We start from the raw sequence: 25,624 nt of genomic DNA, 5'->3' as shown, positions 1-25,624 counted from the left end.
CGGGGGTCGTCTGGGATGGAACGCACAGTGCACCAGTTCTCCCGCGGTCGCTCACGCGAGCAGAAACGAACAGTCCGGCCGCCGCGCGCGGTCGGACTCATTGTCGGCGCGCTGCTCGGGGTGGGGATACTGTGCGCGCCGGTACTCGGGCTGGGGCTGGGGCCGGCCGCGTCCGCCGCACCGGCCGCGTCGGCCGCGTCGGCGGCGCCGGCCGGGGTCGAGGGCACGCCTGGTCCGAGCAGCGATTCCGCCGCGGCGGCCGCCGCCACCCCCGCACCCGGCGTCGACCCGAGCGACGAGACGCCGGCACCGCCAGTGGCCCCGACCATCACCTCGCCGGCGGATGGCGCGACCATCAAGGCACACTCGGTGACGGTGACGGGCACGCGGGATCCGGGCGACCAGATCCAGGTCTTCTTCGCATCGAACGCCGAGCCGGCGTGCGTTATCGACGCCTCGACCAGTTCGACATGGAGCTGCGCCGTGCCGGTCAGCAGCGGTAAGGCCGTGGCGATCAGGGCCGTGCCGACGACCAATGCCGATGCCGCCGCGCAGATCCACGTGAACGTGCTAACGCCGCCGACGCTCGTTGTCGATTCCACGCCGTCGGCTGGCGGCGTGCACGGAACCGGGTTCCCTGGGGCGACGGTGGTTGCGTCATCCGATGGCTACGACTGTGTGGTCAAGGTCGACTCGAACGGGCTCTGGGCGTGCTTCCTCAACTTCGGGCCGAAGCATTCCTCTGGCACATACGGCGTGACGGCGCTGCAGTCGACCGCGTGGGCGATCTCGGACTCGAGCCCCTCCTCCCCCGTCGTCTTCGACACCGACCGCCCCGCCGCGCCTGCGCTCACGAGCCCGGCCACGGGAGCGCAGGCGCAGCTCGGCTCCGCGTTCACGTTCGCCGGCTCGGGCGAGAGCGGCGCCGGCATCCGCGTGTATGCCGGTAGCGAGAAGGGGTCGATCCTGCTGTGCTCGGCGACCGTCGTCGGCGGTGCCTGGCAGTGCTCCGGCGGATCGTCCCTGACCGCGGGCACTTACGTCATCTCGGCATTGCAGACGGATGCCGCGGGCAACACCAGCACGGCCAGCCCGGCCATCTCGGTGCAATACGCCGCAGCCGGCGCGTCGACGCCGAGCCACCCGCCGACGGGGCCGGGCTCTGAGACGCGACCGCACCACGGTCAGACGGCGCCCGCGCCCCCGACCTCGCCCGATGCAACTGCGCCGCCGCAGAGCGCGAGCCCCACGCCGACGCCCGGAGCGACGGCGCCGCCGTTCACAGACTTCGGCGGCGGCTGGCCGGGAACGGGCGGCAGCCCCCTCACCTCCACAAGCGCGCCATCGCTCGCGGTCTCCACCATTCCGGGCTGGATCCGCGCGCTCGTGCTCGCCATCGTCGCGCTGCTGCTGCTCGCCCTGCCGGCGCGGCTGCTCACACGGTCGATGGCGCGCGCCGGAGTGGGAGCGGCGGTGGCCCGAGGGCGACTCTTCGGGCGCAACCAGCCCGCATCGGCGGTCGACGCCGGCGAGCTCGCAGAGCCCCAGTCGCAGGCGGCCGTGACGCGGCGCTGGCCCGTCGGCGTCGCACTGCTCGTCGCCACGACCCTGATCGTCTCGCTGGCCAGCCCCGCTCCGGAAACGGCCGCCTACGTACGGCTCTGCATCGCCGTGGGGCTCGCCGTGCTGGCCGTCAACGCGCTCTGGATTCTGGTGGGCGGGGTGGGCGCGCGCCGCCTGACGGGCGGCGCGGCATCCGTCTCGCTGTCGGCGAGGGCGATCGTGGTCGTCGCCGCCATGACGCTGCTGTCGCGGCTGGCCGACCTGAGCCCGGCGCTCGCGTTCGGTCTCGTCGTCACGGCGAGCCTCGCACCGAGCGCGAACCACGTGCTGCGCGGGCGTCTGGCCGCCGCGCAGATCACAACGCTGGCGGTGCTGGGCGCCGTGGCATGGAGCGTATCGGCGGCCCTGCCCCAGGAGAGCACCGCGCTCGGTGTCGGCTTCGCGCGCGACCTCGCCGGGGCCATCGCGATCATCGCCACCGGCTCGGCGGCCATCTCGCTCGTGCCGGTGGGGCGGCTCGCCGGGCGGGCGCTCTTCGCGTGGTCCCGCCCGATCTGGATCGGCCTGAGCCTCGCCGTCGGAACGGTGTTCTTTGCTCTGCTCGTGCCCGTCGACGCGATCTGGCAGGCGGGCGTCGGCGGCCTGCTTGTGGCGGGCGCAGCCCTCGGCTTCGCCGGGCTCAGCGTCGCCGTGTGGCTGTGGGAGCGCTACATCGACCCGGCACTGTAGACCGCGCCCGAACATCGGTTGACGCGGTTGCGCCCGTACTCGGTGGCGGTACTCGGTGGCGGTAGTCGGTGGCGGTACCCGGTGGGCGTACCCCGTGGCCGTACCCCCAGTGGGACTCGAACCCACACTCGGGCGATTTTAAGTCGCCTGCCTCTGCCAATTGGGCTATGGGGGCGTGCCGCTGCCGGCCGCGGCTCAATGCTACGGGAACGCGGCCGCCACCCGCCCGCCGCGAACGAAAACGACGGAGATTCTGTCGGAAACGGCCCGGTAGGGCCGCATCCGCTCACGAAAACGCAGTTGATCCGTCGTTTTCGTTCGTGCCGGCAAGGGCAGCGGATGCGAAGGGGCCGCCGGCGACTCACGCCGCCGACGGCCCCTTCGTTCTGCAGGTTCTACTTCGCGTCGGCCTTGGCCGGCTCCTTCTTCGCGGCGGGCTTGCGCGCGGGGGCCTTCTTCTCCGGCTTCTCGGCGTCTGCCGCGGGCGGCTTCGGCCGTGCGGCGAACTTCTCGAACTCGGCGCGGGGCTGCGTGCGGTCCTCGAGCGAGACGATGTCGCGGTCGAGGAGCAGGTTCAGAACCCAGTTGCCGATGACGCGGATCTTGCGCTCCCACGTGGGCATGGCCAGGCCGTGGTAGCCGCGGTGCATCACCCAGGCGGGGAAGCCCTTGATGCCGAGCTTGCCCTTCTGGAACACGCCGATGCCGAGGCCGATACCGGCGACCGCGCCCGCGTTCTTGTGGTAGTACTCCTTCGGCTTCTCGCCGCGCAGCACCGCCACGATGTTCTTCGACATGAGCTTGCCCTGACGCACCGCGTGCTGGGCGTTGGGGACGCAGAAGCCGCCGACGCCGCCGCCCGTGAGGTCGGGGACCGCCGCGACATCGCCCGCGCCCCAGGCGTCGGCGATGATCTCGTCTTCGGTGCCCACGCGCAGATCGGCGCGAACCTTCAGGCGGCCGCGCTCCTCGATGGGCAGGTCGGTGTTGCGCACGACCGTGGGGTTGGCCATGACGCCAGCCGTCCAGATGATGAGGTCGGATTCCATCGACTCGCCGGTGGAGAGCTGCACCACGCCGTCGACGGCGCTCGTGAGCTGCGTCTCGAGGTGGATCTCAGCCCCGCGCCGGGCCAGGTTCTTGATGACCCAGTGGCTCGTGGGCAGCGACACCTCTGGCATGATGCGGCCCATGGCCTCAATGAGGTGGAAGTGCGTGTCTTCGAACTCGATCTGCGGGTAGCGCTTGAGCAGGGCGCTCGCGAACGAGCGCAGCTCGCCGAAGATCTCGATGCCCGCGAAGCCACCGCCGACCACGACGACCGTGAGCAGCCTGTCGCGCTCGGGCCCGGCAGGCAGCAGAGCCGCCTTGTCGAAGTTCGTCAGCATCTTGTCGCGGATCTGCGCGGCCTCTTCGATCGTCTTCAGGCCGATGGCCTGATCGGCGACGCCCGGGATCGGGAAGGTGCGCGAGACCGCGCCAGCCGTGACCACCACGATGTCGTACTCGAACTGCCACGCCTCGCCGACCGGCGGGGTGATGGTGGCCGTCTTGTTCGCGTGGTCGACGTAGGTGACCTGCGCGGTGATGACCTCGGTGCGCTTCAGGTGGCGCCTCTGCGAGACGACCGCGTGGCGCGGCTCCACTGAGCCGGAGGCGACCTCCGGCAGGAAGGGCTGATACGTCATGTACGGGCGGGGGTCGACGATCGTGACCTCGGCCTCACCCGCGCGAAGCCACTTTTCAAGCTTCCACGCGGTGTAGAAACCGGCGTAACCGCCACCGACAATCAGGATTTTGGGCACAGAAGAGTCTCCTCAAGCTGGAAAGTATGACCCCAATCTACCCCTTTTGACGCAGCCGCCTGAAATGGCGCCACGCCGCTACCCCACCGAGCGCCGCGATCGCCACGAATGCGAGAAGCACCGTGACCGGAATGATGACGCCCGTGACGGTACCCCACCGGGGCATGAGGAACGCCGCGGTGTCCACGGGTTCGGGGGCGAGCGCGGTCGGCGTCGCCGTCGGCGCGGCGGTAGCGCCGGGGGTGGGCGCATCCGTCGCCTCGGCACGCCGATGCACCCTGATCCACTCCCCGAGATCGCCCATGGGATTTGCAGTGACGGATGGCACGGCGGCCGTCACGGCCGCTCGCGCGTCGAGCAGTCCGTACCCGTAGATGGGGCTCGGCGCCGAGCCCACCGGCCGGGCGGTGCGGATGATGCGGTTGATGACGTTCGCGGCCGACAGGCCCGGGTGCGATGCCTGCACGAGCGCGACGACGCCGGCGACGATGGGAGCCGCGCCGCTCGTGCCCTCCCACTGCACGTAGCCGCCGCCGGGGCTCACCCCGACGAGCTGTTCGCTCGGCGCCGACACACCGATCGTGATGCCCTGGCTCGACGCGTCGAAGCTGGCTCGACCCGCGCGGTCGACGCCGGCGACCGTGAGCACGCCCGGGATGGTCGCTGGCGCGCCGACCTCGGTCGTGCCGCTGCCGCGATTGCCCGCCGCCGCGACCACGACCACGTTGTGCGCGAACGCGTACTGGAACGCCGAGTCCCAGCTCTCGGGCCAGTCGAGCGTGTTGCGGGTCAGCGACATGTTGATGACGGATGCCCCGTGATCCACGGCCCACCGCACCGCGTCGGGGATCTGCTCGTCACTCGACGACGCCGCCTGCCCGCCCAGCCCCACCGATAGCGAGAGGATCGAGGCCTCGGGCGCGACGCCGATGACGCCGTTGCCCGCACCGGTTCCGCGACCGGCGAGCAGCGAGGCCACCCACGTGCCGTGATCGGAGTCGGCGCCCACCGGCTTCTGTCCGTTGGCTGCGCCCTGCCCTGAGAAGTCGGCTCCGCCGGTGACGGCGCCGCGCAGCTCAGCCACGCTGCCGTCGACGCCCGTGTCGATGACGGCCACCGTGATGCCGGCGCCGCGGGTGGTCTGCCAGGCGTCGGCGATGCCGTATCCGCTCAGCCAGTACTCGAGGCTGCGCACCTGGTCGGCGTGCGCGGGCGCGGGGGCCGCCACCGTGAGCGTCATCGCGGCGAGCGCGGCGACCGCAGCGGCGCAGGTGAGACGGAGGCGCCTGGGCCGGCGCCGGCTTCGCATCATTCCTCGGGCTCGCCTCGGCACTCGCATCGCTGCGGCGACCAGTCGGCGCGGGCGAGCGCGAGGTCGCCGATGGGGTTGACGCCCGGACCCACCGCGAGCGCGTGCGCGGCGAGCGCGTGCAGGCACTTCACACGGGTCGGCATTCCTCCCGCCGAGATGCCGGCGATCTCGGGCACGGCCTGAATGCTCCCGCGGTCGGCGAGGTACGCCTCATGCGCGGCGGCGTAGCGTTCACGCAGCTCGGCGTCGTCGGCCAGCATGTCGTTGTACTCGTTCATGACCTGGGTGGCCTCGAGCTGCGAGATGGCCGCGGTGGCCGCCGGGTGGCTCAGGTAGTACAGCGTGGGGAACGGCGTGCCGTCGCCGAGGCGCGGCGCGGTCGCAACGACCGTGGGCGCCCCGCACACGCACCGGGCGGGAATGCCGATCACATCACGCGCCTGCCTGCCCAGCTGGGCGGAGACGGCCCGGATGTCGGCGTCGCTCACAGGCTCGAACGGCGGTGAAGACATGCTCAGCCCTTCGGGGGGTCGGTAGCGACGGTTGCGGGGTCGGTGGCGACGGGAGTGCTCGTGGGCGCGGCCTGCCCCGAGCCGGCGGCCGCGCCGTGCGCGGGCGGCGCATCCGTGGTGCCGGCCGTGACGGTGGAGGCGAGCAGCGCCTGAAGCCAGTCGGTCTTCGTGGTCTGGATCTTCTTGCTCACCGGCGCCTCGTGCGCGCGCTTCTCGGCGGCCGTGCGGTCGTCGATGATGAGGTAGTTCGTCTCGCCCGGCATCACATAGTAAAGGCGGTCGCGCACCTGCGAGCGCACGTAGCTGGGGTCGCTCCAGCGGGCGCGCTGCACGCGGGCGTCGTCGAGACGGTTCTGCTCGGCGTGCACCTGGGCGCGCAGATCGTCGATCTTCTGCTGCTGCGTGATGTAGAGGTGCAGAGTGGGCGCGAGAATGACGACCGCGAGTATGACGAGCGCCATCATGAGAAGCGAAAAACCCGAGAAGCGGATGCCGCGCAGCCACCCGCCCGCAGCGCTCTGCTTCGGCTGCATCGCCACCGGCACGCGTCGCGTGGTGGGCGCGCGGCTCTCTGCGGGACGGCGAACGGGCATGACCTCGATCTTACGTTCCGGCTCGGCCGTGGAGCGCTCGGCACGCGCGAGTGCGGCGCGCCTCACACGCACACTCGCGCGCAGGCTCGCACACGACTCGGGCCGAATCGCGGGTTCTCGTCGAGAACACCCGCGATTCGGCCCGAGTCGGTGAGGTGGTGGCTGCGTGCAGCTACGCCGTGAAGCGGGGGAAGGCGCTGCGGCCCGCGTAACGCGCGGCGTCGCCCAGCTCCTCCTCGATGCGCAGAAGCTGGTTGTACTTGGCGACGCGCTCGCTGCGGGCGGGAGCACCCGTCTTGATCTGGCCGCCGTTGGTCGCCACCGCGAGGTCGGCGATGGTCGTGTCTTCCGTCTCGCCCGAGCGGTGCGACATGACGGTCGTGTAGCCGCTGCGCTGGGCGAGGGCGACCGCGTCGAGCGTCTCGGTGAGCGTGCCGATCTGGTTCACCTTGATGAGCACCGAGTTGGCGGCGCCCTTCGCGATGCCGTTCGCAATGCGCGACGGGTTGGTGACGAACAGGTCGTCGCCGACGAGCTGCACCTTGGCGCCGATGTGCTCGGTGAGGTGCGCCCAGCCCTCCCAGTCGTCCTCGGCCAGCGGGTCCTCGATCGTGACGAGCGGGTACGCGGCGAGCAGCTCGTCATAGTACGACGACAGGTCGGCGGCGCTGATCTGCTTGCCCTCGAACGTGTACGAGCCGTTGTCGAAGAACTCGGTGGAGGCGACGTCGAGGCCCAGCGCGACATCCGTGCCCGGGGTGAAGCCCGCGGCCGAGATGGCCTCGACGAGCAGGTCGAGTGCGGCGCGGTTGCTCTCGAGCTCGGGCGCGAACCCGCCCTCGTCGCCGAGCCCGGTCGACAGGCCCTTGCTCTTCAGGAGGCTCTTCAGCGCGTGGTACGTCTCCGCACCCCAGCGCAGGCCCTCGCGGAAGCTGCCGGCGCCGACGGGCAGGATCATGAACTCCTGGATGTCGACGTTGTTGTCGGCGTGCGCGCCGCCGTTGATGACGTTGAGCATGGGAACGGGCAGAATGTGCGCGTTCGGCCCGCCGAGGTAGCGGAACAGGGCCAGGTCGGCCGAATCCGCAGCGGCCTTGGCGACGGCCAGGCTCACACCGAGAATGGCGTTGGCGCCGACGCGGCTCTTGTTCTCGGTGCCGTCGACCTCGATGAGGGCGGTGTCGACCAGGCGCTGGTCGTCGGCCTCGAAGCCCTCGATGGCGGGCGCGAGCTCGTCAAGAACGGCGCTGACGGCCTTCTCGACGCCCTTGCCCAGGTAGCGACCCTTGTCGCCGTCACGCAGCTCGTACGCCTCGAACGCGCCGGTCGAGGCGCCGGAAGGAACAGCGGCACGGCTGACCGTGCCATCCTCGAGCACGACCTCGACCTCGACGGTCGGGTTGCCCCGGGAATCCAGAATCTCGCGAGCGCCTACGGCCTCGATCTGAGCCACAACTATCTCCTTATGTTTCTTCTTGCGGTGAAAAGCGTTTCGATTCGAAGTGATCCGCGGGCAAGTCTAGTGAGTGCTCCCACACCGCGGATGCGCGGGCCCTAACGCCCCGCGAGACGTGCGCGCCTACTCGAGCGGCCTGAACGTCAGCTCGTCTGCCCACGTCGAGGCCGAGGCTGCAGCGGTACCGGATGCGGCACCCTCGACCACGGCGAACGACCCGTACCCGGCCTCCCTGGCCCGGCCGAGCAGCGCCTTCATGTTCTTGGCGCGTCGCTCGAGGCGCACGCGTTTGCCGCGCGAGACGAGCTCGGTCTTCAGGGCGAGCAGGCGGGCGAGGGGCACGGACGGGTCGTATACGAGCGCGACGGAGTCTGCGGCAGCATCCGCTGGCGTGTCGATCAGGTCGACGATGCGCTCGAACCCGATGGAGAAGCCGCACGCCGGCACGTCGGTGCCCAGGAACCGGCCGATCATGCCGTCGTAGCGGCCGCCGCCACCGACCGAGCTGCCGGAGGCGGGGTGCGCGATCTCGAAGATGGTGCCGGTGTAGTAGCCCATGCCGCGCACGAGTGTCGGGTCGAAGGTGAGGCGAACCCCGGGCGGCAGGGCGGCGAGCGCGTGGGCGAGCGACTCGAGGTCGGCGACGGCGTCGGCGTCGATTCCGTCGGGAAGCGCGGCGGCGATGTCGTGGGCGGTAAGCGGGATGCCCTCGGCCAGGCGCGGCTCGAGCCGTTCGAGGATGCCGCCGAGCACGGCCGCCGCGTCTGCACCGTTTTCGGCGAGTTCGGCCACGACGCCGTCTGCGCCGATCTTGTCGAGCTTGTCGATGGAGATGAGCGCCTGCGCGTGCCGGCTCGCGTCGAATCCGCAGTACTCGAGCAGGCCCGCGAGGATGCGCCGGTCGTTGACGCGAATGGTGCAGTCGGCGAGCCCAAGCGCCTCGAGGGCCGCCGCGGTGGCGGTGATGAGCTCGACCTCGGCCAGCTGGCCCGCCTCGCCGATGATGTCGATATCGCACTGCACGAACTGCCGGTAGCGGCCCTTCTGCGGGCGCTCGGCGCGCCAGACCGGCGCGATCTGGATGGAGCGGAAGACCGAGGGCAGCTCGGCCCGGTGACTGGCGTAGAAGCGCGCGAGCGGAACCGTGAGGTCGAAGCGCAGGCCCAGGTCGGCGAGCGCGAGCACGTCTCCCCCGTCGGCGGCCTTCGCCAGGTCGTCGTCGTCGAGTCCGCGGCGCAGCACGCTGAATCCGAGCTTCTCGTTGTCGCCGCCGAGTCCGGAGTGCAGCCGCTGGATGTCTTCGAGAACGGGCGTCTCGATCTCGTCGAAGCCGTGGTCGGCGAAGCTGCGCCGGATCACGCCGAGCGCGTGCTCGCGCCGGCTCTTCTCGGCGGGCAGGAAATCGCGCATGCCGCGCGGCGGCGTCACATCTCGGGCCATACCCTCGATTCTTCCACGGTCAGCGGATGGCGCCCGCGCCCGGTCGCCCGCACGCCGCGCGCCCACACCGCTCGCCGGGCCCGCCTATTCCTCGACGCCGCGGTGGTGCCGGCCCATCGGCACGACCATGCGGTCGCCCGTGACGGGATCGGCGGTGACGAGCGAGCCGATGCCGAACACCCGGCTCACCAGCTCGGTGGTGACCACGTTCTCCGGCGCCCCTTCGGCCACGATGAGCCCGTCGCGCATGGCCACGAGGTGGTCGGCGTAGCGGCAGGCCATGTTCAGGTCGTGCAGCACCATCACAATGGTGGTGCCGCGCTGCCGGTTCAGGTCGAGCAGCAGGTCGAGCACCTCGATCTGGTGGCTCACGTCGAGGAAAGTCGTCGGCTCGTCGAGCAGCAGAATGTCGGTCTCCTGCGCGAGCGCCATGGCGATCCAGACCCGCTGGCGCTGGCCGCCCGAGAGCTCGTCGATGGGACGGTCGGCGAGGTCGGTCACGGCCGTGGCCAGCATGGCGTCGGCGACGGCTGCGTCATCCGCTGCGCTCCATCGCCGGAACCAGCCCTGGTGCGGGTAGCGGCCGCGGCCGATGAGGTCGGCCACGCTCACGCCGTCGGGCGCCGTGGGGTTCTGCGGCAGCAGGCCGAGCACGGTGGCGACGTCGCGGGTGCGCTGGCTGCGGATGTCGCGTCCGTCGAGCAGCACCTCCCCCGCCTCCGGCGCGAGCAGCCTGCTGAGGCCGCGCAGCAGCGTCGATTTGCCGCACGCGTTCGGCCCGACGATGGCGGTGATGCGCCCGGGTGGCACCTCGATGTCGATGCCGTGCACCACCTCGCGCCCGTCGTAGCCGAGCGTGAGACCGCGCGCCGCGAGCGTGTGCGCGGGCGTCGGCGCGCCGCTCGGAGCCGTCTCGTCCATGATGCTCATCCTCCTCGCCCGACCCGGTTCGTTCTCGTCAGCAGCCACAGCAGATACGGCGCCCCCACGATGCCCGTGACGACACCGACCGGGAACACGAGCGACGGCACGGCGAACTGCGCCACGACGTCGGCGACCAGCACCATCAGACCACCGATGAGAGCGGATGGCGCGAGAGCCAGCGCCCCACCGCCCACCAGGCGCCTCGCGATCGGTGCGCTCACCAGCGCCACGAACGCCACCGGCCCTGCGGCTGAGACCGCGATGGCGGCGAGCACAACGCCGATGCCGATGGCGGCGGCGCGGGTGCGCTCGGCCCGCACTCCGAGGCCGGAGGCGAGGTCGTCGCCGAGCTCGAGCACCGACAGCGGGCCATGCAGCACGAGCGCGGCCGCGGTGAACACGGCGGCCGACGCGGCAAGCGGCAGGAACCGGCCCCAGTCGGCGCCGTTCACGCTGCCGGAAAGCCAGACGAGCGCGGACTGCGCATCCGTGATGCTGGTGCGCGTGAGCACGACCGAGACGACGCCGGTGCCGAGCGCCGCGATGCCGATGCCGATGAGCACGAATCGGTAGCCGGCGATGCCTCCGCGCCAGGCCAGAACGTAGATGGCCACGGCGGCGGCGATGGCGCCGAGCAGCACGACGCCCGAGAGCGCGAGACCGCTGAGGCCGAGAACGACCACACCGATGACGCCGGCGGCGCTCGCGCCGGCCGTGACGCCGATGATGTCTGGGCTCGCCAGCGGGTTGCGCGCGATGGTCTGGAACAGGGCGCCGGAGAGCCCGAGGCACAGGCCCACGACGATGGAGGTGACGATGCGCGGCAGGCGCAGGTCGACGATGACGAAGCTGGTCAGCCTGTCGGCGTTTCCGGTGAGCGCGGCGACGATCTGCGCGGGCGAGACGGCGACGTCGCCCAGGCACAGCGCGACGCCGGCCACCACAACGATGGCGAGGGCCGCCGCGAGGCCAACGACCCACACGCGTCGAGCGACGCCGGAGCCGGATGCGCGGCCGGAGGAGGATGCCCTGCCGGAGCCGCTCACAGCGAGACCGCCTTGCGCCGGCGCACGAGCCCGATGAAGATCGGGGCACCCACGAACGCCGTCACGACACCCACCTGCACCTCGCCGGGGAACGCGATGAGCCGCCCGATGATGTCACAGGCCAGCAGCAGAACGGGTGCGATGAGAGCCGAGTACGCGAGCACCCACCGGTAGTCACCGCCGACGACGCGGCGGGCGATGTGCGGCACCGCGAGCCCGACGAACGCGATCGGGCCCGCGGCCGCCGTGGCCGAGCCGCAGAGCAGCACGACCGCAACCGCGCACACGAGGCGCGAGGCGCCCACCCGCTGGCCGAGCGCGCGGGCGACGTCGTCACCGAGCGCGAATCCGTTGAGCGCCCGGCCGAGCGCCAGCGCGATCACGGCGCCGAGCACGAGCGTGGGGAGCACCTGCCAGAGCACATCCCAGCCACGCCCCGCCAGCGCGCCTACCTGCCAGAAGCGCAGCTGGTCGAACACCTGCGTGTCGGCGAGCAGCAGGGCGGTGACGATCGAGCTGAGCGCGGCCGTGATGGCGGCCCCCGCGAGGGCGAGCTTGACCGGGGTCGCCCCCTCGCGTCCGAGCGACGCCACCGAGTAGACGAGCACCGAGGCGGCCGCGGCTCCCGCGAAGGCGAACCACAGCGAGCCGGCCACGCCGCCGACCCCGAAGACCGTGATGCCCACGACGACCGCGAGCGACGCCCCCATGTTGACGCCCAGAATGCCGGGGTCGCCGAGCGGGTTGCGGGTCAGCCCCTGCATGATGGCGCCGGCGAGCCCGAGCGCCAGGCCGGCTCCCACGCCGATGAGAGTGCGTGGCAGCCGCTTGTCGACCACGATCAGGTCGTTCGTGTCGTGTGGGTTGTAGTGCACCAGCGCGCCGAGGCTCTGTGACACCGAGAGCGGATGCGCCCCGAGCGCGAGGCTGGCGACGAACGCGATCGCGAGCAGCAGCACTCCCCCGGCAAGCCCGAGAACGAGTCGCCGACGGCGCACACGCTCCCGAGCGGAGGAGGCCGCCCCGGAGCGCGCGCCGCGATTCGTCACCGGGCTCGCCATCTACTGGAAGCTACTGCACTTTGTCGGCGGCCGCCGCGAGCTTCGGAACGTACCGGTCGAGCATCCACGGAATGGAGAGCACGGTCGGCGCGCTCGAGGCCATCACGAACGATTCGCCCACGATCGGCGCGAACCGACCTTCCTTCACGGCCGGCATGGCGGCGATCAGCGGGTCTGCCGTGAACGCGTCCGCCGCCTTCTGATTGTCGAAATACGCCACCAGAATGTCGGTGTCGATACGGCCAACGTTCTCGTAGCTCACCTGATAGAAGTAGCTGCCGGCCTTGGGGTCGGTGTCGAGCGCCTTGACGCTCGGGCTGTTCTTCAGGCCGAGCTGGTTCAGCAGCTGCACCCGGGGGTCGGTGGCGCGGAACACGTTAAGCTGGTCGGCCTCGTTCGCCGACGCGTACACGAAGGTCTTGTCACGCAACACCGGGTACTTGGCCGCCAGCGCGCTGACGTCGGCATCCGTCTTGGTGATCAGCTTCTTGGCCGCGTCGGCCTTGCCGAGCGCTTTGCCGATGATCGTCATCTGGTCCTGCCAGCTCGTGGCCCACGGCTGGTCGGGGTAGGCGACGACGGGCGCGATCTTGCTGAGGGTCGCGAAGTCCTCCTTGGTGATACCGGAGTACGGGGCGAGGATGACGTCGGGCTTCGCCGCGACGAACTGTTCGAACGGCACCTGGCCGGTGTCACCGCCGTCGAGCAGCTTCGGAGCGGTGCCGCCGAGCGTGGAGATCGCCTCGGCATCCCACGGGAGGATGCCCTTGTCGTTGCCGCCGTACGTGAAGGCGGGCATCGCGACGGGCACGACGCCGAGGGCGAGCGCCGCATCCTGGCTGGACCAACCCCAGGTGGCCACGCGTGTGGGGCGCTTGTCGATTGTCGCGTCGCCGAGCGCGCTGTGGATGGTGACGGGGAAGGCCGAGCTGTCGGCCGCTGCGTCGTTCGTCGCGTTGTTCGCGGCACCGTCGGAGCCACCCGCGGAGCAGCCGGTGAGCGCGAGTGCCGCACTGGAGAGGATCGCGGCCGCGGCGAGCGCGAGGCGACGGCGGCCAGCGGGGCGCGGGCGTGCAGCGGGGCGGGAGTGGGCGTGCAGGTGCATGGAATCTCCGGGACAGTGGGGACGAGGCTCACGTGGATCGCGTTGCGAAGGTAAGCCTAACCTAACGCGAGTGTGCCGAGCCACGTCGCGGGCCATCTACCGGAACGGGGACGCGGCCGGGACGCAGACCGGGCGCAGGCCGCGGCGCAGGCCGCGGCGCAGGCCGGGGCGCAGGCCGCGGCGCGGTGCGGCATCATCCTGCAGGCTGATTCGGGCCCGCGAGCCTCCGACATAGACTCGGCCCCACACCGACAGGACGGGAGGGGCCGTGGGCGAGAAGCTTGCCGAGAATCCGCACGACGGCATCGCCGTGCGCGGCGTCGCCCGCGCATTCGGCAGCGTCGAGGCGGTACGCCACGCCGATTTCGACGTTCCGCCCGGCAGCGTCACCGGGCTCATCGGCCCCAACGGCTCAGGCAAGACGACCCTGATGCTCATGCTCGCGAGCCTTCTCCAACCGGATTCCGGCAGCATCCGCGTGGCCGGCCACGACCCGGTCGCCGACCCCGCCGCCGTGCGCAGCGCCATGGGCTGGATGCCGGACGTCCTCGGCTCGTGGGCCAGCCTCAGCCCCCGCACCGCCCTCGAGGTGACCGGCCGCATGTACGGCCTCGAGCGCGCGACGAGCGCGACGCGCGCCGCCGAACTCATCGACCTGGTCGGCCTGGGCGCTCTCGCCGACCAGCCGGCCCGCGTGCTCTCGCGCGGACAGAAGCAGCGCCTCAGCCTGGCCCGCGCCCTCGTGCATGGCCCCCAGGTGCTGCTGCTCGACGAACCCGCCTCCGGCCTCGATCCCGCCGCCCGGGCCGACCTGCGCACGCTCCTCGTGCGCCTCGCTTCCGAGGGCACCGCCATTCTTGTCTCCAGCCACGTGCTCGCCGAACTCGAAGAGATGGCCGACGCCGCCGTGTACATGACGGCGGGCGTGACGGCCTCGCGAGATGACGTGAGCCGTGCCGCCAGTGCCGGCAGGCAGTGGCGCATCCGCTCGGTGGGCAATGCCCCGCTGACGCCGCTTCTGCTTCAGGTGGGGGTCGATGCGGCGCGCATCACCGAGGACAATCGCGGCGTTCTCGTCAGCGTGAACAGCGAAGCGGATGCCGCGGCGCTCCTCGCCGCGGTCATCGGGGCAGGTGCCGAGGTCAGAGCGTTCTCGCCCGCCCTCGGCGAGTTCGAGCACACGTTCCTCGACCTGAACAGAGGGGGCGTGCAGTGACGTTCTTCGGTGGGCTCGGCCTGGTGATCGGCCTCGAGCTGCGGCAGCGGGTGCGGGGCGTGGCCTGGTACGTGCTCGTGGGCATCTTCGTGGTGCTGGTCGCGATCGTGACGGTGCTGCTGTGGCTGGCGACGCGCGCGTTCGACTCCAACGACGGCGCAGCCGGGTTCGGCGGCTGGCTGTACTCGCTCATCGTCTACTTCGTGCTGCTGCTCGGCACCCTCGTGACGCCGGCGTTCAGCGGCAACGCCATCAACGGGGAGCGCGACGCCGGCACCCTGGCCACCACGCAGGTGACACTCGTGACAACGGGCCAGCTGGTGCTCGGAAAATGGATCGCCGCGTGGGTCAGCTCGCTGGCGTTCCTCGTGGCGAGCGTGCCGTTCATCGCGATCGCGCTGCTGCTCGGAAACCTGGATGCGGCGACGATCGCCATCTCCGTGCTGATCCTCGCGGTGGAACTCGGCGTGCTCGCCGCCATCGGGGTCGCACTGTCGGGCATCGTGACCCGGCCGCTGTTCTCGATCGTGCTCAGCTACCTCGTGATCGCGGCGCTGAGCGTCGGAACGCTGATTGCGTTCGGCCTGCTCGGCAGCGTGACGCGCTCGACGGTGACCGAGACGTACGTCGGCTTCAACGCGGACTCATACGACGACTCGACGGGCCAGCCGGTCGACCCGGTGTGCATGCCGGCGCAGACGAACACGTACGAGACGCCGCGGTTCGACCTGTACTGGGGAATCCTCGCGGCGAACCCGTATGTGGTGCTCGCCGATGCAGCGCCCGACGGATTCGATCGCGCCGGCAACCCCACCAACCTGTTCGCCGCCATCTCAGGCGGCGTGCGCTTTCTGCAGGACGAGCCCGAGCTGACGCGGCACATCGATGACTGTGCACAGGCGAAGAACGGTGTTCTCGGGGACATCGACGGCACGCAGAGCACGCTGAAGCAGATTCACGACCGCGCGGTGCCGAGCTGGTACGTGGGCCTGGGCGTGCACGTGCTGCTGGCAGCCGCCGCACTGTGGTGGGCGTGGGCGCGCACCAGGACGCCGGCGAAGCGCCTGCCCAAGGGAAGCCGCATCGCCTGAGCGCCACTGCTGGTTGACGAGCCCGATCGCTTTCGTGCCACCGCTGGTTGAGGAGCCGCGAAGCGGCGTCTCGAAACCTGCACTCACACGGGATTTCCGGGTTTCGAGACAGCGCTGCGCGCTTCCTCAACCCACTCCGCAGCGCTGCGCGCTCCCTCAACCCACTCAGCCCGCGGCTGGCGGAAGCTCCGCTTCGCGGATCTCGGCCTGCAGCTCGCGCAGGCTCGTGCGCAGTGCCCGCTCGGCGTCGAGGCCCCGGGCCTTGGCGCCGGCGACGATCGCGAGCAGCAGCGGCCCGAGCTCGTCTTCGCTCTCGAGAAGGAACGGCCCCGCTCCCGCCTCGTCGCCCGCCTCGAGCAGCCCCACCTTCTGCGCGCGGCCCAGCAGCTTGTCGGCGAGCGCGAGAGCCGGCATCGACTGGGGGATCCCGTCGAGCACACTCGTGCGATGCGGCTTCTCGTCGCGCTTGAGGTCCTCCCAGAAGCCGACGACGTCGGCGGCCGTCTCGGCTTTGCGGTCGCCGAAGACATGCGGATGCCGCCCCACCATCTTTGCCGTCATGTGCTGCGCGACATCCTGAATGTCGAAATCCTCGCCTGCCGTGTGCGCGGCGATATCCGCGTGGAAGAGCACCTGGTAGAGCACGTCGCCGAGCTCTTCGATCATGTCGTCGCGGGTGCCGGTCTCGATGGCGTCGATGAGCTCGTACGTCTCCTCGACGAGATACTGGACAAGCGAGGCGTGTGTCTGGTCTGCGTCCCAGGGACAGCCGCCGGGGGCGCGCAGCCGCGCGGTGATGGCGACGAGCTCGTCGAGCGGCGTCGTGTGCGTCGCCTCGTTCGCGGCATCGGCGTCGGTCATGGTGCCTCCCGTCTGCTCGCCCCATCCTCTCACCGACGCCGGCAGCGCGCGGCGCACGGAGCTGGAGGTTGGTTTTCGCTATTTCACTTCAGCCTCAGGGGTATCCGTAGACTGGGGGGAACATGGGCTTCATCCGATCAGAGCGCGCCTCGGCCCTCATCCTGCTCTGCGCTGCGGCGCTCGGTCTGCTGTTGGCCAACACGGGCGCGGGACCGGCGCTGATCGAGCTGCTGCATTCGCACCTCAGCGTGCCGGGCACCGCACTCGACCTCTCCGTCTCGCATTGGATCAGCGACGGACTGCTCGCCGTGTTCTTCTTCATCGTGGCGATCGAACTCAAGCGTGAGCTCGTCGTGGGCGATCTCAACAGCCTCGGAAAAGCGGCTCTGCCTGCCATCGCGGCGCTCGGCGGGGTCGCCGTGCCCGCCCTCGTCTTCCTGGCTCTCGCCGGAGGCAGCGGGCTCGAGAAGGGCTGGCCGGTGCCGACGGCGACCGATATCGCGTTCGCGCTCGGCGTGCTGGCCGTGTTCGGCCGCAGCATCCCCCAGCGCGTGCGCGTGTTCCTGCTGGCGCTTGCGGTGCTCGACGACCTCGTGGCCATCCTCATCATCGCGTTCTTCTTCACCGCGACCGTGCACCTGCCCGCGCTGGGGCTCGCCGTCGTCACGGCCACCGCGTTCGGTCTGCTCAGCCGACTGCTCAAGCCGCGCTCGGCCTGGCTGCTTCGGCGTCGGCCGGTGTGGCCGATCGTGTGCGGCATGGTGGTGCTCGGGCTCGCGACCTGGGCGTTCGTGTATCTCTCCGGCATCCATGCCACCATTGCCGGGGTCGTTCTGGGCCTCGTGCTCTCGCGCCGGCCCGGTGGCCGGATCGCGACCGTGCTCGAGCCTTACTCGAACGGCATCGTTCTGCCGCTCTTCGCGCTCACGGCGGCCATGGTGGCGATCCCGCACGTGAGCGTCGGCGAGTTGAGCCCTGCCTTCTGGGGAATCATCGTCGCGCTGCCGGTGGGCAAGTTCGTCGGCATCACGCTGGCCGGCTCACTCGCGGTGCTCGCCGTGCGACGCAGAGCGGCCGCGCACGAGGGCGGCGGCAGCCGGGACCCCGGAACGGGTCAGCCCGGCGGCACGGCCCTCGCATTCGCCGATGTCGCCGTGGTTGCGACGCTCGGCGGTATCGGATTCACGGTGTCGCTTCTGATGAATACGCTGGCGTTCCGCGGGCACCCCACGGTGGTCGACGAAGGCACGCTGGCCGTGCTGATCGGCTCGGCCGTGTCGATCGTGGCGGCGGCGATCGTGGTCACGCTGCGTTCACGGCACTACGCGCAGACGCTTCGGCGCTCATAACTCCTGCAGAGCATTGGCGCACTACGCGTCTCAGTGCACGCCGAACCCATGTTGCGACGGCAGCACGAAGCCGGCCACAATGGCGCCGACGATGACGAGCGCGAGAACGATGCCGAGGGCCATGCCGCCGACGCTGCCGAGATTGATGGTCCAGCCGATGCCGAAGCGCTTGGGCACCAGGAACGCCGGGTCGTTGCGGTTCACGTAGAACAGGCCCAGCTTCCAGAAGCGGTCGTCGTCGGGCGCATCGGAAGGGGTGGGGTCGACGTCGGACGTACGAGCGTCGCGAGACGCGGAAGCGACGAGGCCGGATGTCGCGGCCCCGGCACGCGACACCGGTTCACCGTGCGGCGCGGGTTGCGGCGCTGCGGCCGGCGCAACCCGCATCGCTCGCTGGTACCGCACGGCAAAGACGACGATGACGACGAGCAGCAGCGCAAGCGGAACGAAGATGCCCACATTCACGAGCGCCGCCTCTCCCGGCCCGAGCCAGACGACGAGGCTCGAGACGGCGATGAGGAGCGACGAGGTCGCCGTGATCTGACCGAGCAACCCCTGCATCAGGCGCAGCTGCGCATGGGCGCGCCGGGCGGATCGGGCCGGATCGGCATCCGCTCGTTGCCTCGGCTGCACGACGCGCACCCACAACGCGAGCGCGAAGAGCAGAACGACGAGGCCGAAGCCGACGAGCAGCACGCCGAAGACGCTGAAGAACGACTTCGGCGAGTACGTGTCGGCGACACCGGAGCCGTTGAAGTGCGTGGCGATGGAGTCGGGCAGCGAGGGGTACAGGGCGACGCCGACAACCCCCGCAGCCATGAGAATGACGAGCGCCACGATGTACCAGACGAACGGCACGGGCGCACGGTGACCGCCCGTCACGCTCGCTGTCAGGCGCACCGGAACGCTCTCGTACCAGCCTTCCTGCTCCTTCGCCCGGCGGATGCCGCCCCTCGCCACGACGTAGGCGGCCCCTGAGAGCACGAGCACCAGCGGCACGGGCACGGTGCTCGCCGCGACCGGCGCCACCCACGCGAGGGCGAACACCGACGCAAGCGCCAGCACCAGCGCACCGGCGACCCACAGCCGGAACTTCCGCACGGCCTGGCCGATCACGGGCTCCCCCACCCGCGAGGCCGGCACGCTGACCCCGAGCGGCAGCGTCGGCTGCGTGAGCGACGGCATCATGAGCATCAGTACGGCGATGAGCACGGTCGGGCCGGTACCGAGAATGAGCGTGGTTGCGATCATGGGCGTGAATCCTTGGGGTCGGCGAACTGGTCGAGCACGGTGCGGGTGCGGGCGATGATGGCGCCGGGCGGCAGCCCCTGCGCGACGGCCTCCGCCAGCAGGGTCGTGAGGCGCGGCATCCATTGGTCGATGAAGGCAGCGGATGCCGGGCCGCTCCCCGGCCCGCGTGCCACCACCGAACCCGACTTCTGGTTCGTGCGGATGACGCCCTCCTGGCGCAGCGCGTCGTACGCCTTCGCGACCGTCGCCACGTTGATGCCGAACGCTACCGCAAGCGCTCGCACCGACGAGAGCTGGTCGCCGGGCGCGAGTCGGCCCGAGGCAACGGCCTCGATGATGCGGTCACGGATCTGCTGGTAGATGGGTACCGCGGAGAGCGGGTCGACCTCGATCTGCATACCGGCTCCTGTGCTATCTGTACTACTAACCATAGTACAGATAGCGGATGCCGCGTGCTTACCCCGCCGCCGGCTCGCTCTGCTGCTCGGCGGCCTGCGACGCAGGGAAGAGCGCCTTCAGCAGGTCGGCCACCCAGGCGATGAGGCCGGAATCGGCCGAGCCGTCACCCGTCGGCAGCGGCACGGAGATCGAGTTGTTCTGCGTGAAATAGCGCGCCTTCGGGTACATGCGCTGCATGCGCACCTTCAGCGAGTCCGGCAGGTTCGCGGGCGCCACGCGCAGGTTCGGCCCGACCGCAACGACCTCGCTCAGGCCGGCCCGCTGCGCGGCGAGCCGCAGCCGGGAGACGGCGATGAGGTTCTCGACCTCGACGGGCGGTTGGCCGTAGCGGTCGGTGAGTTCCTCGAGAACGAGGCCGATCTGGTCGCCCTTCGCGTTCGGCGAGCTCGCCCCGGACAGCTTCTGGTACGCCTCGAGGCGAAGCCGCTCGCTATCGACGTAATCTTCGGGAATGTGCGCATCCGCCGGCAATTCGAGGCGCAGCTCGGTCTGACCCTCGGCCACGTCGCCGCGGAACGTGTTCACGGCCTCACCGATCATGCGCAGGTAGAGGTCGAAGCCGACACCGGCGATATGCCCGGACTGCTCGCCACCGAGCAGGTTTCCCGCCCCACGGATCTCGAGGTCCTTCAACGCCACCTGCATGCCGCTGCCGAGCTCGTTGTTCGCGGCGATGGTCGAGAGCCGGTCGTGCGCGGTCTCGGAGAGCGGCTTCGTGTCATCCCAGAGAAAGTACGCGTACGCGCGCTCGCGCCCCCGGCCGACACGCCCGCGCAGCTGGTGCAGCTGGCTGAGCCCGTACTTGTCTGCACGGTCGATGATGATGGTGTTGGCGTTGGCGATATCGAGGCCGGTCTCGATGATGGTCGTGGAGACCAGCACGTCGAACTTGCGCTCCCAGAAGTCGACGACCACCTGCTCGAGCACGTGCTCCGGCAGCTTGCCGTGGGCAACGGCGATGCGCGCCTCGGGAACAAGCTCGGCAAGCTGCGACGCCGCGCGCGTGATGCTCGAGACCCGATTGTGCACGAAGAACACCTGGCCCTCGCGCAGCAGTTCGCGCCGGATCGCCGCCGCCACCTGACGCTCGGAATACGGGCCGACAAACGTGAGAATCGGATGCCGGTCCTCCGGCGGCGTCGCCAGTGTCGACATCTCACGGATGCCCGTGACCGCCATTTCCAGCGTTCGCGGAATGGGCGTCGCGCTCATCGCCAGCACATCGACGTTGGTCTTCAGCTTCTTCAGCGCATCCTTGTGCTCGACGCCGAAGCGCTGCTCCTCGTCGATGATCACGAGGCCGAGGTCTTTGATCGTCACGCCCTGCGCGAGCAGCCGGTGCGTGCCGATCACCACGTCGACGGTGCCGTCGGCGAGGCCGGCGAGCGTCTCGCGCGCCTCCTTGTCGCTCTGGAACCGGCTGAGCGCACGCAGGTGCACGGGGAAGCCGGCGAACCGCTCCTGGAACGTCTCGAGGTGCTGCTTGACGAGCAGCGTCGTCGGCACGAGAACGAGCACCTGCTTGCCGTCCTGCACCGCCTTGAACGCGGCGCGCACGGCGATCTCGGTCTTGCCGAAGCCCACGTCGCCCGAGATGAGGCGGTCCATGGGGATCGGCCGCTCCATGTCGGCCTTCACCTCGTCGATGGTCTGCAGCTGGTCGGGCGTCTCGGCGAACGGGAACGCCTCCTCGAGCTCACGCTGCCATGGCGTGTCCTGCGCGAACGCGTGCCCCTTCGAGGCCATGCGCGCCGAATACAGCTTCACGAGCTCGACGGCGATGTCGCGAACCGCCTTGCGGGCACGGCCCTTGGCGGCCGCCCAGTCGCTTCCGCCCATCTTCGACAGCGACGGCGCTTCACCGCCCACGTATCGGGTGAGCAGGTCGAGCTGGTCGGTGGGCACGTAGAGCTTGTCGCCGGGGTAGCCGCGCTTCGACGGGGCGTACTCGAGAACCAGGTATTCGCGCATCGACTTGACCGGGTTGCGGCCGCCGCTCGACACCTGGCGTTGCGTGAGCTCGACGAACTTGCCGATGCCGTGCGTCTGATGCACCACGTAGTCGCCCGGCTTCAGCTGCAGTGGATCGACCACGTTCTTGCGCCGCACGGCGAGCTTCTTGACCTGCCGGGAGTCGTAGCCCGCGGTGCGGCCGTAGAACTCGGTCTCGCCGATGAGCGCCAGCTTCGCCTCGGGCATCTCGAAGCCATGCTCGACCGATGCGCGAAGCAGGTATGCGACGCCCGGCTCCGGGTCGTCTGGCAGGTCGTCGACGACGCGGGCGGCCAACTCCTGCTCGGCCAGCACGGATGAGGCGCGCTCCACGAGCCCGGCGCCCTCGGCCACGATGGCCAGCCGCCAGCCGTCACGCAGGCGGGCGGCGACATGCTCGACGGCGCCGGTGACGTTGCCCTGGAAGCTGGGCACGGCATCCGCTCTGATGCGCACCGTGAGGTGCTCCTCGATCGTGCGCTCCTCCGGCAGCACCTCGCCGGTGTCGAAGGCCGTGAGGGTCCACCATGGATGCTCGGGGGCCGGTTCTCCTGGCGCCGAGAACGTCACGGACTCTCGCAGCTTCGCGAGCGTGAGGAAGTCGCCTGAGGCCAGGTCGATGGGGGCGGCGGCGCCGACGGTCGCGGCGCTCCACGCGGCCTCGAGGAACTCGCGGTTCGTCTCGGCGAGGCTCACGGCACGGCCGGCGACGCGCTCGGGCGAGACGACGGCGACCGCGGCGCCATCGGGCAGGTAGTGCGTGAGCGGCACGAGGCGATTCACGAGCGCCGGTGCGAGCGACTCCATGCCCTCGACGGGGATGCCCTCGGCGATCTTCGCCAGCATGCCGGCGAGCGAGGGGAACTCGTGCTGCATCTCCTTCGCGCGCTGGCGCACCGGCTCGCTGAGCAGCAGTTCGCGGCTCGGCGGCAGGCTGACGCTCGGGATCGGCTCGGGCAGCGAGCGCTGGTCGGCCACCGAGAACGCGCGGATCATCTCGACCTCGTCGCCGAAGAAGTCGACGCGGTACGGGTGGTCAGCCACCGGCGGAAAGACGTCGAGAATGCCACCACGCACCGCGAACTCGCCGCGCCTGGTCACCATGTCGACGCGGCTATACGCCAGCGCGACGAGGTCGACGGCGAGCCGCGCGAGATCGAACCCTCGCGCCCCGGGCTCGAGCACGACGGGTTCGAAGTCGGTGAGGTTGTCGGCGATCGGCTGCAGCGCCGCGCGAACCGACGCCGCCAGAATGAACGGATGGCGGCGCTCCCCCGCCTGCCACTCGGCCAACCGCCGCAACGCCCCAAGGCGCTTGCCCACGATCTCGGCACTCGGGCTCAGGCGTTCGTGCGGCAGGGTCTCCCACGCGGGGAATTCCACGATCTCGGCCTCGGGCGAGACGCCGGCCAGCGCCGCGCGCAACGACTCTGACTCGCGCCCCGTGGCCGTGATGGCCAGGAGCGCCTGCGACTGCCCGGCCGCCGCGCGGCGCTCGACCAGCGCGGCGATGAGCGGAGCGCGCAGGCCGTCGGTGAGGGAGAAATCGGCGTCGCGCGCAGCATACGCCAGCGCATCGCTGAACGTCTCGGCACCGGCAAGCGCCGTGAGCAGGCCCTGAAGGATCACTCAGTCGAGTCTACGGCGCACGACCGACACGACGAGAATCAGAGCCAGCCGTCGAGCGCCGCCATGAAGGCGGCGAAGTCGTCGCGGTTCACCGTGTGGGTGGCTCCGCGCACGACGCGCACCTCAAAGCCGGCGAGGCGCATCCGCTCGGCAAGCTCGTCGTTCACGAGCTGTGAGTTGTCGGCGAGCACCATGAGCGAGGGCACGAGCATGCTCGTGGGGGCGCGAAACGCGTCGGGCTCCAGCATCATGCCGATCATGCGCTGGTCGAACGCCCGGAAGGTCTCGGCCTCGACCTCGACGTCTTCGGGATCCCAGCGAGGGTTGTTGCGGGCGATCTTCTCGCGGCTCGACGCAAGCAGCCGGCGCACGCTCATTGGCGCGAGAAGGCGTAGCCACCAGGGCAGGCGCGGCGACGAGAACGCCGGGTCGACGTAGATGGCGCGCGTCGGCTGCAACTCGGGCAGCGCGAGGCTGAGAACGTAGCCGCCGAGCGAGTGCCCCATAGCCAGGTGCGGATGCGCGGGGACGCTCTCGATCACGCTGGCCGCCAGCAGCTCGGGCGTGTACTCGGCAGCCTTCGGGCTGTTGCCGTGGCCGGGCAGGTCGACCGCGACGACGTGATAGCCGAGGTCGGCGAGCGCCGGGCCGACCGTGCGCCAGTTGCGGGAATCGCTCATGACGCCGTGGATCAGGACCGCGTGGCGATCGCCCGTGCCCCACTCGCGCGTGAAGAGTTGCATGCTGCGAGCGTAGCGGGAATGCGATCGGGACCGACCGGACCGGGCCTCGATCGGGACCGACCGGGCCGGGCCTCAGGCGCGGGGCGAGTGAAAGCGCTGCTGGGCGGCGGCGAGCCCGTCGACGGTGATCGACTCCACGACATCCGCTGCCTCGCCGATGAGCGACGGCAGCGCCTGGCGCTCGGCGCCCGCGAAGTCGCGCAGCACGTAGTCGGCGGCGTCCTGCCTGCCGGGCGGGCGGCCCACGCCGACCCGTACGCGAATGAACTCGCCGGTTCCGGTGGCCTTGATGATGTCGCGCAGCCCGTTGTGACCGCCATGGCCGCCGCCGGCCTTGATGCGCACAGTGTCGAACGGAATGTCGAGTTCGTCGTGCACCACGATCAGGCTCGACGGCTCGAGCGAGTAGAAGCGAAGGAGCTGCGAGACCGGCCCGCCGGAGAGGTTCATGAACGAGGCCGGCTTCGCCAGCAGCAGGCGCGGGCCGCCCGCAACGATGCGACCCTCGGCCACGAGCGCGGCCGTCTTATGGGATTTGAAGGATGCGGAGGCGCGCCCCGCAAGCTCGCCGAGAACCATCTGCCCCACGTTGTGGCGATTGGCCGCGTAGCCGGGCCCGGGGTTACCGAGCCCGACCACGAGCCAGGGGGTGGTCTGCATGCGAGAGGCGACTACTCCGCGGTCTCCTCGGGGGCGGACTCGCCCTCGGTCTCGGCCTCGGTGCCTTCGGCCGCCGCCGCACGCGACGGAACCACGATGTTGACGATGAGCAGCTCGGGGTCGTCGCCGAGCGTGGCGCCCTTGGGCAGCTCGATGCCGCCGGCAAGAATCTGCGTGCCCTCCTCGGCGCCCTCGATGTTCACCACGACGCGGTTCGGAATGTGCGTGGCCTCGACCTCAAGCCGCAGCGTCTGGACCTCGAGCATGGCGATGGTGCCGCTGAACGGCTCGCCCTCGAGGTGCACGGGAACCTCGACGTGCACCTTCTCGCCCTTGCGGACGACGATGAGGTCGAGGTGCTCGATGATCTGCAGCACCGGATCCTTCTGCACGTCTTTCACGAGCACGAGCTGGCTCTTGCCCTCGATGTCGAGCTCGAGCACGGCGTTCGCGCGGCGCAGCAGCAGGCTGATCTGGTGGCCGGGCAGCGTCACGTGCTGCGGCTCGGCGCCGTGGCCGTAGATGACGGCCGGGATCTTGCCCGCGGCGCGGATCTTGCGGGCCGCGCCCTTGCCGAACGAATCGCGTCGCTCGGCGACGACGGTCATGTCTTCGTCACTCATGGTGCACTCCTTGGTTCGCGGGCCGGATGTGGGCCCGTCTCGATGATCTGATGTTCAACTCGAACGCATGTCAGCGTGAGGAAAAGCCTGGGGGCCCGCTCCACCGCGTCGATTACGGATGCCGGTGGCGCACCGCGTGCGCATGGCATCCCTCGCCGAAGTCCAGTGATCGATCTTAGCCGAAACCGGTGTGAACTCGAACCG

At 70.3% G+C, this 25,624-nt stretch carries 21 protein-coding genes and 1 tRNA gene; 4 read left to right on the top strand and 18 right to left on the bottom strand.

From position 1 onward, the window contains the following. Nucleotides 1–15: 15 nt before the first annotated feature. The gene (locus tag OSC27_RS06080) at nt 16–2,292 is read left to right on the top strand and encodes an Ig-like domain-containing protein (RefSeq protein ID WP_267180562.1); all 2,277 of its coding nucleotides are present in this window, start codon (nt 16–18) and stop codon (nt 2,290–2,292) included. Between the two features lie 101 nt (nt 2,293–2,393). On the opposite strand, the gene OSC27_RS06075 is transcribed toward OSC27_RS06080, so the two are convergent. The 11 genes from OSC27_RS06075 to OSC27_RS06025 form a co-directional block, all read right to left on the bottom strand. Further along, nucleotides 2,394–2,467 (bottom strand) — tRNA-Leu (locus OSC27_RS06075). Nucleotides 2,468–2,687: 220 nt separating this feature from the next. Next, nucleotides 2,688–4,097: an FAD-dependent oxidoreductase gene (locus OSC27_RS06070; RefSeq protein ID WP_267180561.1), complete on the bottom strand. Its 1,410-nt coding sequence runs from the start codon at nt 4,095–4,097 to the stop codon at nt 2,688–2,690. Between the two features lie 37 nt (nt 4,098–4,134). Continuing rightward, entirely contained in the window at nt 4,135–5,409 is a 1,275-nt protein-coding gene (locus OSC27_RS06065) for a S8 family serine peptidase (protein ID WP_267180560.1), read from the bottom strand. Next, nucleotides 5,406–5,921, bottom strand: coding sequence for a DUF501 domain-containing protein (locus OSC27_RS06060; RefSeq protein WP_267180559.1), 516 nt, complete (start codon nt 5,919–5,921; stop codon nt 5,406–5,408). Before OSC27_RS06060 ends, OSC27_RS06065 begins: the two co-directional genes overlap by 4 nt. A gap of 2 nt (nt 5,922–5,923) precedes the next feature. Then, nucleotides 5,924–6,580, bottom strand: coding sequence for an FtsB family cell division protein (locus tag OSC27_RS06055; RefSeq protein ID WP_267180558.1), 657 nt, complete (start codon nt 6,578–6,580; stop codon nt 5,924–5,926). Nucleotides 6,581–6,686: 106 nt separating this feature from the next. Next, on the bottom strand, nt 6,687–7,967 hold the full coding sequence (eno, locus tag OSC27_RS06050; protein ID WP_267180557.1) for a phosphopyruvate hydratase: 1,281 nt from the start codon (nt 7,965–7,967) through the stop codon (nt 6,687–6,689). A 126-nt stretch (nt 7,968–8,093) separates the two neighbouring features. Beyond that, nucleotides 8,094–9,410: a histidine--tRNA ligase gene (gene hisS / locus OSC27_RS06045; protein ID WP_267180556.1), complete on the bottom strand. Its 1,317-nt coding sequence runs from the start codon at nt 9,408–9,410 to the stop codon at nt 8,094–8,096. An 84-nt stretch (nt 9,411–9,494) separates the two neighbouring features. After that, nucleotides 9,495–10,331: an ABC transporter ATP-binding protein gene (locus OSC27_RS06040; protein WP_267180555.1), complete on the bottom strand. Its 837-nt coding sequence runs from the start codon at nt 10,329–10,331 to the stop codon at nt 9,495–9,497. Between the two features lie 5 nt (nt 10,332–10,336). Beyond that, on the bottom strand, nt 10,337–11,380 hold the full coding sequence (locus OSC27_RS06035) for a FecCD family ABC transporter permease (protein ID WP_267180554.1): 1,044 nt from the start codon (nt 11,378–11,380) through the stop codon (nt 10,337–10,339). Then, the gene (locus tag OSC27_RS06030; RefSeq protein ID WP_416348824.1) at nt 11,377–12,441 is read right to left on the bottom strand and encodes a FecCD family ABC transporter permease; all 1,065 of its coding nucleotides are present in this window, start codon (nt 12,439–12,441) and stop codon (nt 11,377–11,379) included. The genes OSC27_RS06035 and OSC27_RS06030 overlap by 4 nt, the downstream gene beginning before the upstream one ends. A gap of 10 nt (nt 12,442–12,451) precedes the next feature. Beyond that, nucleotides 12,452–13,546, bottom strand: coding sequence for an iron-siderophore ABC transporter substrate-binding protein (locus tag OSC27_RS06025; protein WP_267180552.1), 1,095 nt, complete (start codon nt 13,544–13,546; stop codon nt 12,452–12,454). 268 nt (nt 13,547–13,814) lie between these two features. On the opposite strand from OSC27_RS06025, the gene OSC27_RS06020 reads away from it, so the two are divergent. Then, nucleotides 13,815–14,762: an ABC transporter ATP-binding protein gene (locus OSC27_RS06020; RefSeq protein ID WP_267180551.1), complete on the top strand. Its 948-nt coding sequence runs from the start codon at nt 13,815–13,817 to the stop codon at nt 14,760–14,762. Beyond that, nucleotides 14,759–15,853: an ABC transporter permease gene (locus tag OSC27_RS06015; protein WP_267180550.1), complete on the top strand. Its 1,095-nt coding sequence runs from the start codon at nt 14,759–14,761 to the stop codon at nt 15,851–15,853. Before OSC27_RS06020 ends, OSC27_RS06015 begins: the two co-directional genes overlap by 4 nt. A gap of 165 nt (nt 15,854–16,018) precedes the next feature. Here the strand turns inward: OSC27_RS06015 and OSC27_RS06010 are convergent, their stop codons facing one another. Then, a complete protein-coding gene (locus tag OSC27_RS06010) occupies nt 16,019–16,714 on the bottom strand; it encodes a MazG family protein (protein ID WP_267180549.1) in 696 nt (231 codons plus the stop codon). A gap of 122 nt (nt 16,715–16,836) precedes the next feature. Between OSC27_RS06010 and OSC27_RS06005 the strand changes: the two genes are divergently transcribed. Then, nucleotides 16,837–18,063, top strand: a complete 1,227-nt coding sequence (locus OSC27_RS06005; protein WP_267180548.1) for a Na+/H+ antiporter NhaA — start codon at nt 16,837–16,839, stop codon at nt 18,061–18,063. Between the two features lie 30 nt (nt 18,064–18,093). Here OSC27_RS06005 and OSC27_RS06000 read toward each other — a convergent pair whose 3' ends face one another. The 6 genes from OSC27_RS06000 to OSC27_RS05975 all read right to left on the bottom strand — a co-directional run bounded on the left by OSC27_RS06000 (nt 18,094) and on the right by OSC27_RS05975 (nt 25,420). Next, the gene (locus tag OSC27_RS06000; RefSeq protein WP_267180547.1) at nt 18,094–19,314 is read right to left on the bottom strand and encodes a DUF1648 domain-containing protein; all 1,221 of its coding nucleotides are present in this window, start codon (nt 19,312–19,314) and stop codon (nt 18,094–18,096) included. Beyond that, nucleotides 19,311–19,712: a GntR family transcriptional regulator gene (locus tag OSC27_RS05995; protein WP_267180546.1), complete on the bottom strand. Its 402-nt coding sequence runs from the start codon at nt 19,710–19,712 to the stop codon at nt 19,311–19,313. The genes OSC27_RS06000 and OSC27_RS05995 overlap by 4 nt, the downstream gene beginning before the upstream one ends. A gap of 58 nt (nt 19,713–19,770) precedes the next feature. After that, nucleotides 19,771–23,394, bottom strand: coding sequence for a transcription-repair coupling factor (gene mfd / locus OSC27_RS05990; protein WP_267180545.1), 3,624 nt, complete (start codon nt 23,392–23,394; stop codon nt 19,771–19,773). A gap of 38 nt (nt 23,395–23,432) precedes the next feature. After that, nucleotides 23,433–24,137 carry an alpha/beta fold hydrolase gene (locus OSC27_RS05985; RefSeq protein ID WP_267180544.1) on the bottom strand — a complete coding sequence of 235 codons (705 nt, stop codon included), beginning with the start codon at nt 24,135–24,137 and terminating at the stop codon, nt 23,433–23,435. Between the two features lie 72 nt (nt 24,138–24,209). Beyond that, a complete protein-coding gene (gene pth, locus OSC27_RS05980) occupies nt 24,210–24,797 on the bottom strand; it encodes an aminoacyl-tRNA hydrolase (RefSeq protein WP_267180543.1) in 588 nt (195 codons plus the stop codon). Between the two features lie 11 nt (nt 24,798–24,808). Continuing rightward, entirely contained in the window at nt 24,809–25,420 is a 612-nt protein-coding gene (locus OSC27_RS05975; RefSeq protein ID WP_267180542.1) for a 50S ribosomal protein L25/general stress protein Ctc, read from the bottom strand. Nucleotides 25,421–25,624 lie beyond the last annotated feature (204 nt).

The organism is Microbacterium sp. STN6 (genome assembly GCF_026410545.1).
Taxonomy (GTDB): Bacteria; Actinomycetota; Actinomycetes; order Actinomycetales; family Microbacteriaceae; genus Root112D2.
This window is presented reverse-complemented; position numbering and strand designations above follow the sequence as displayed.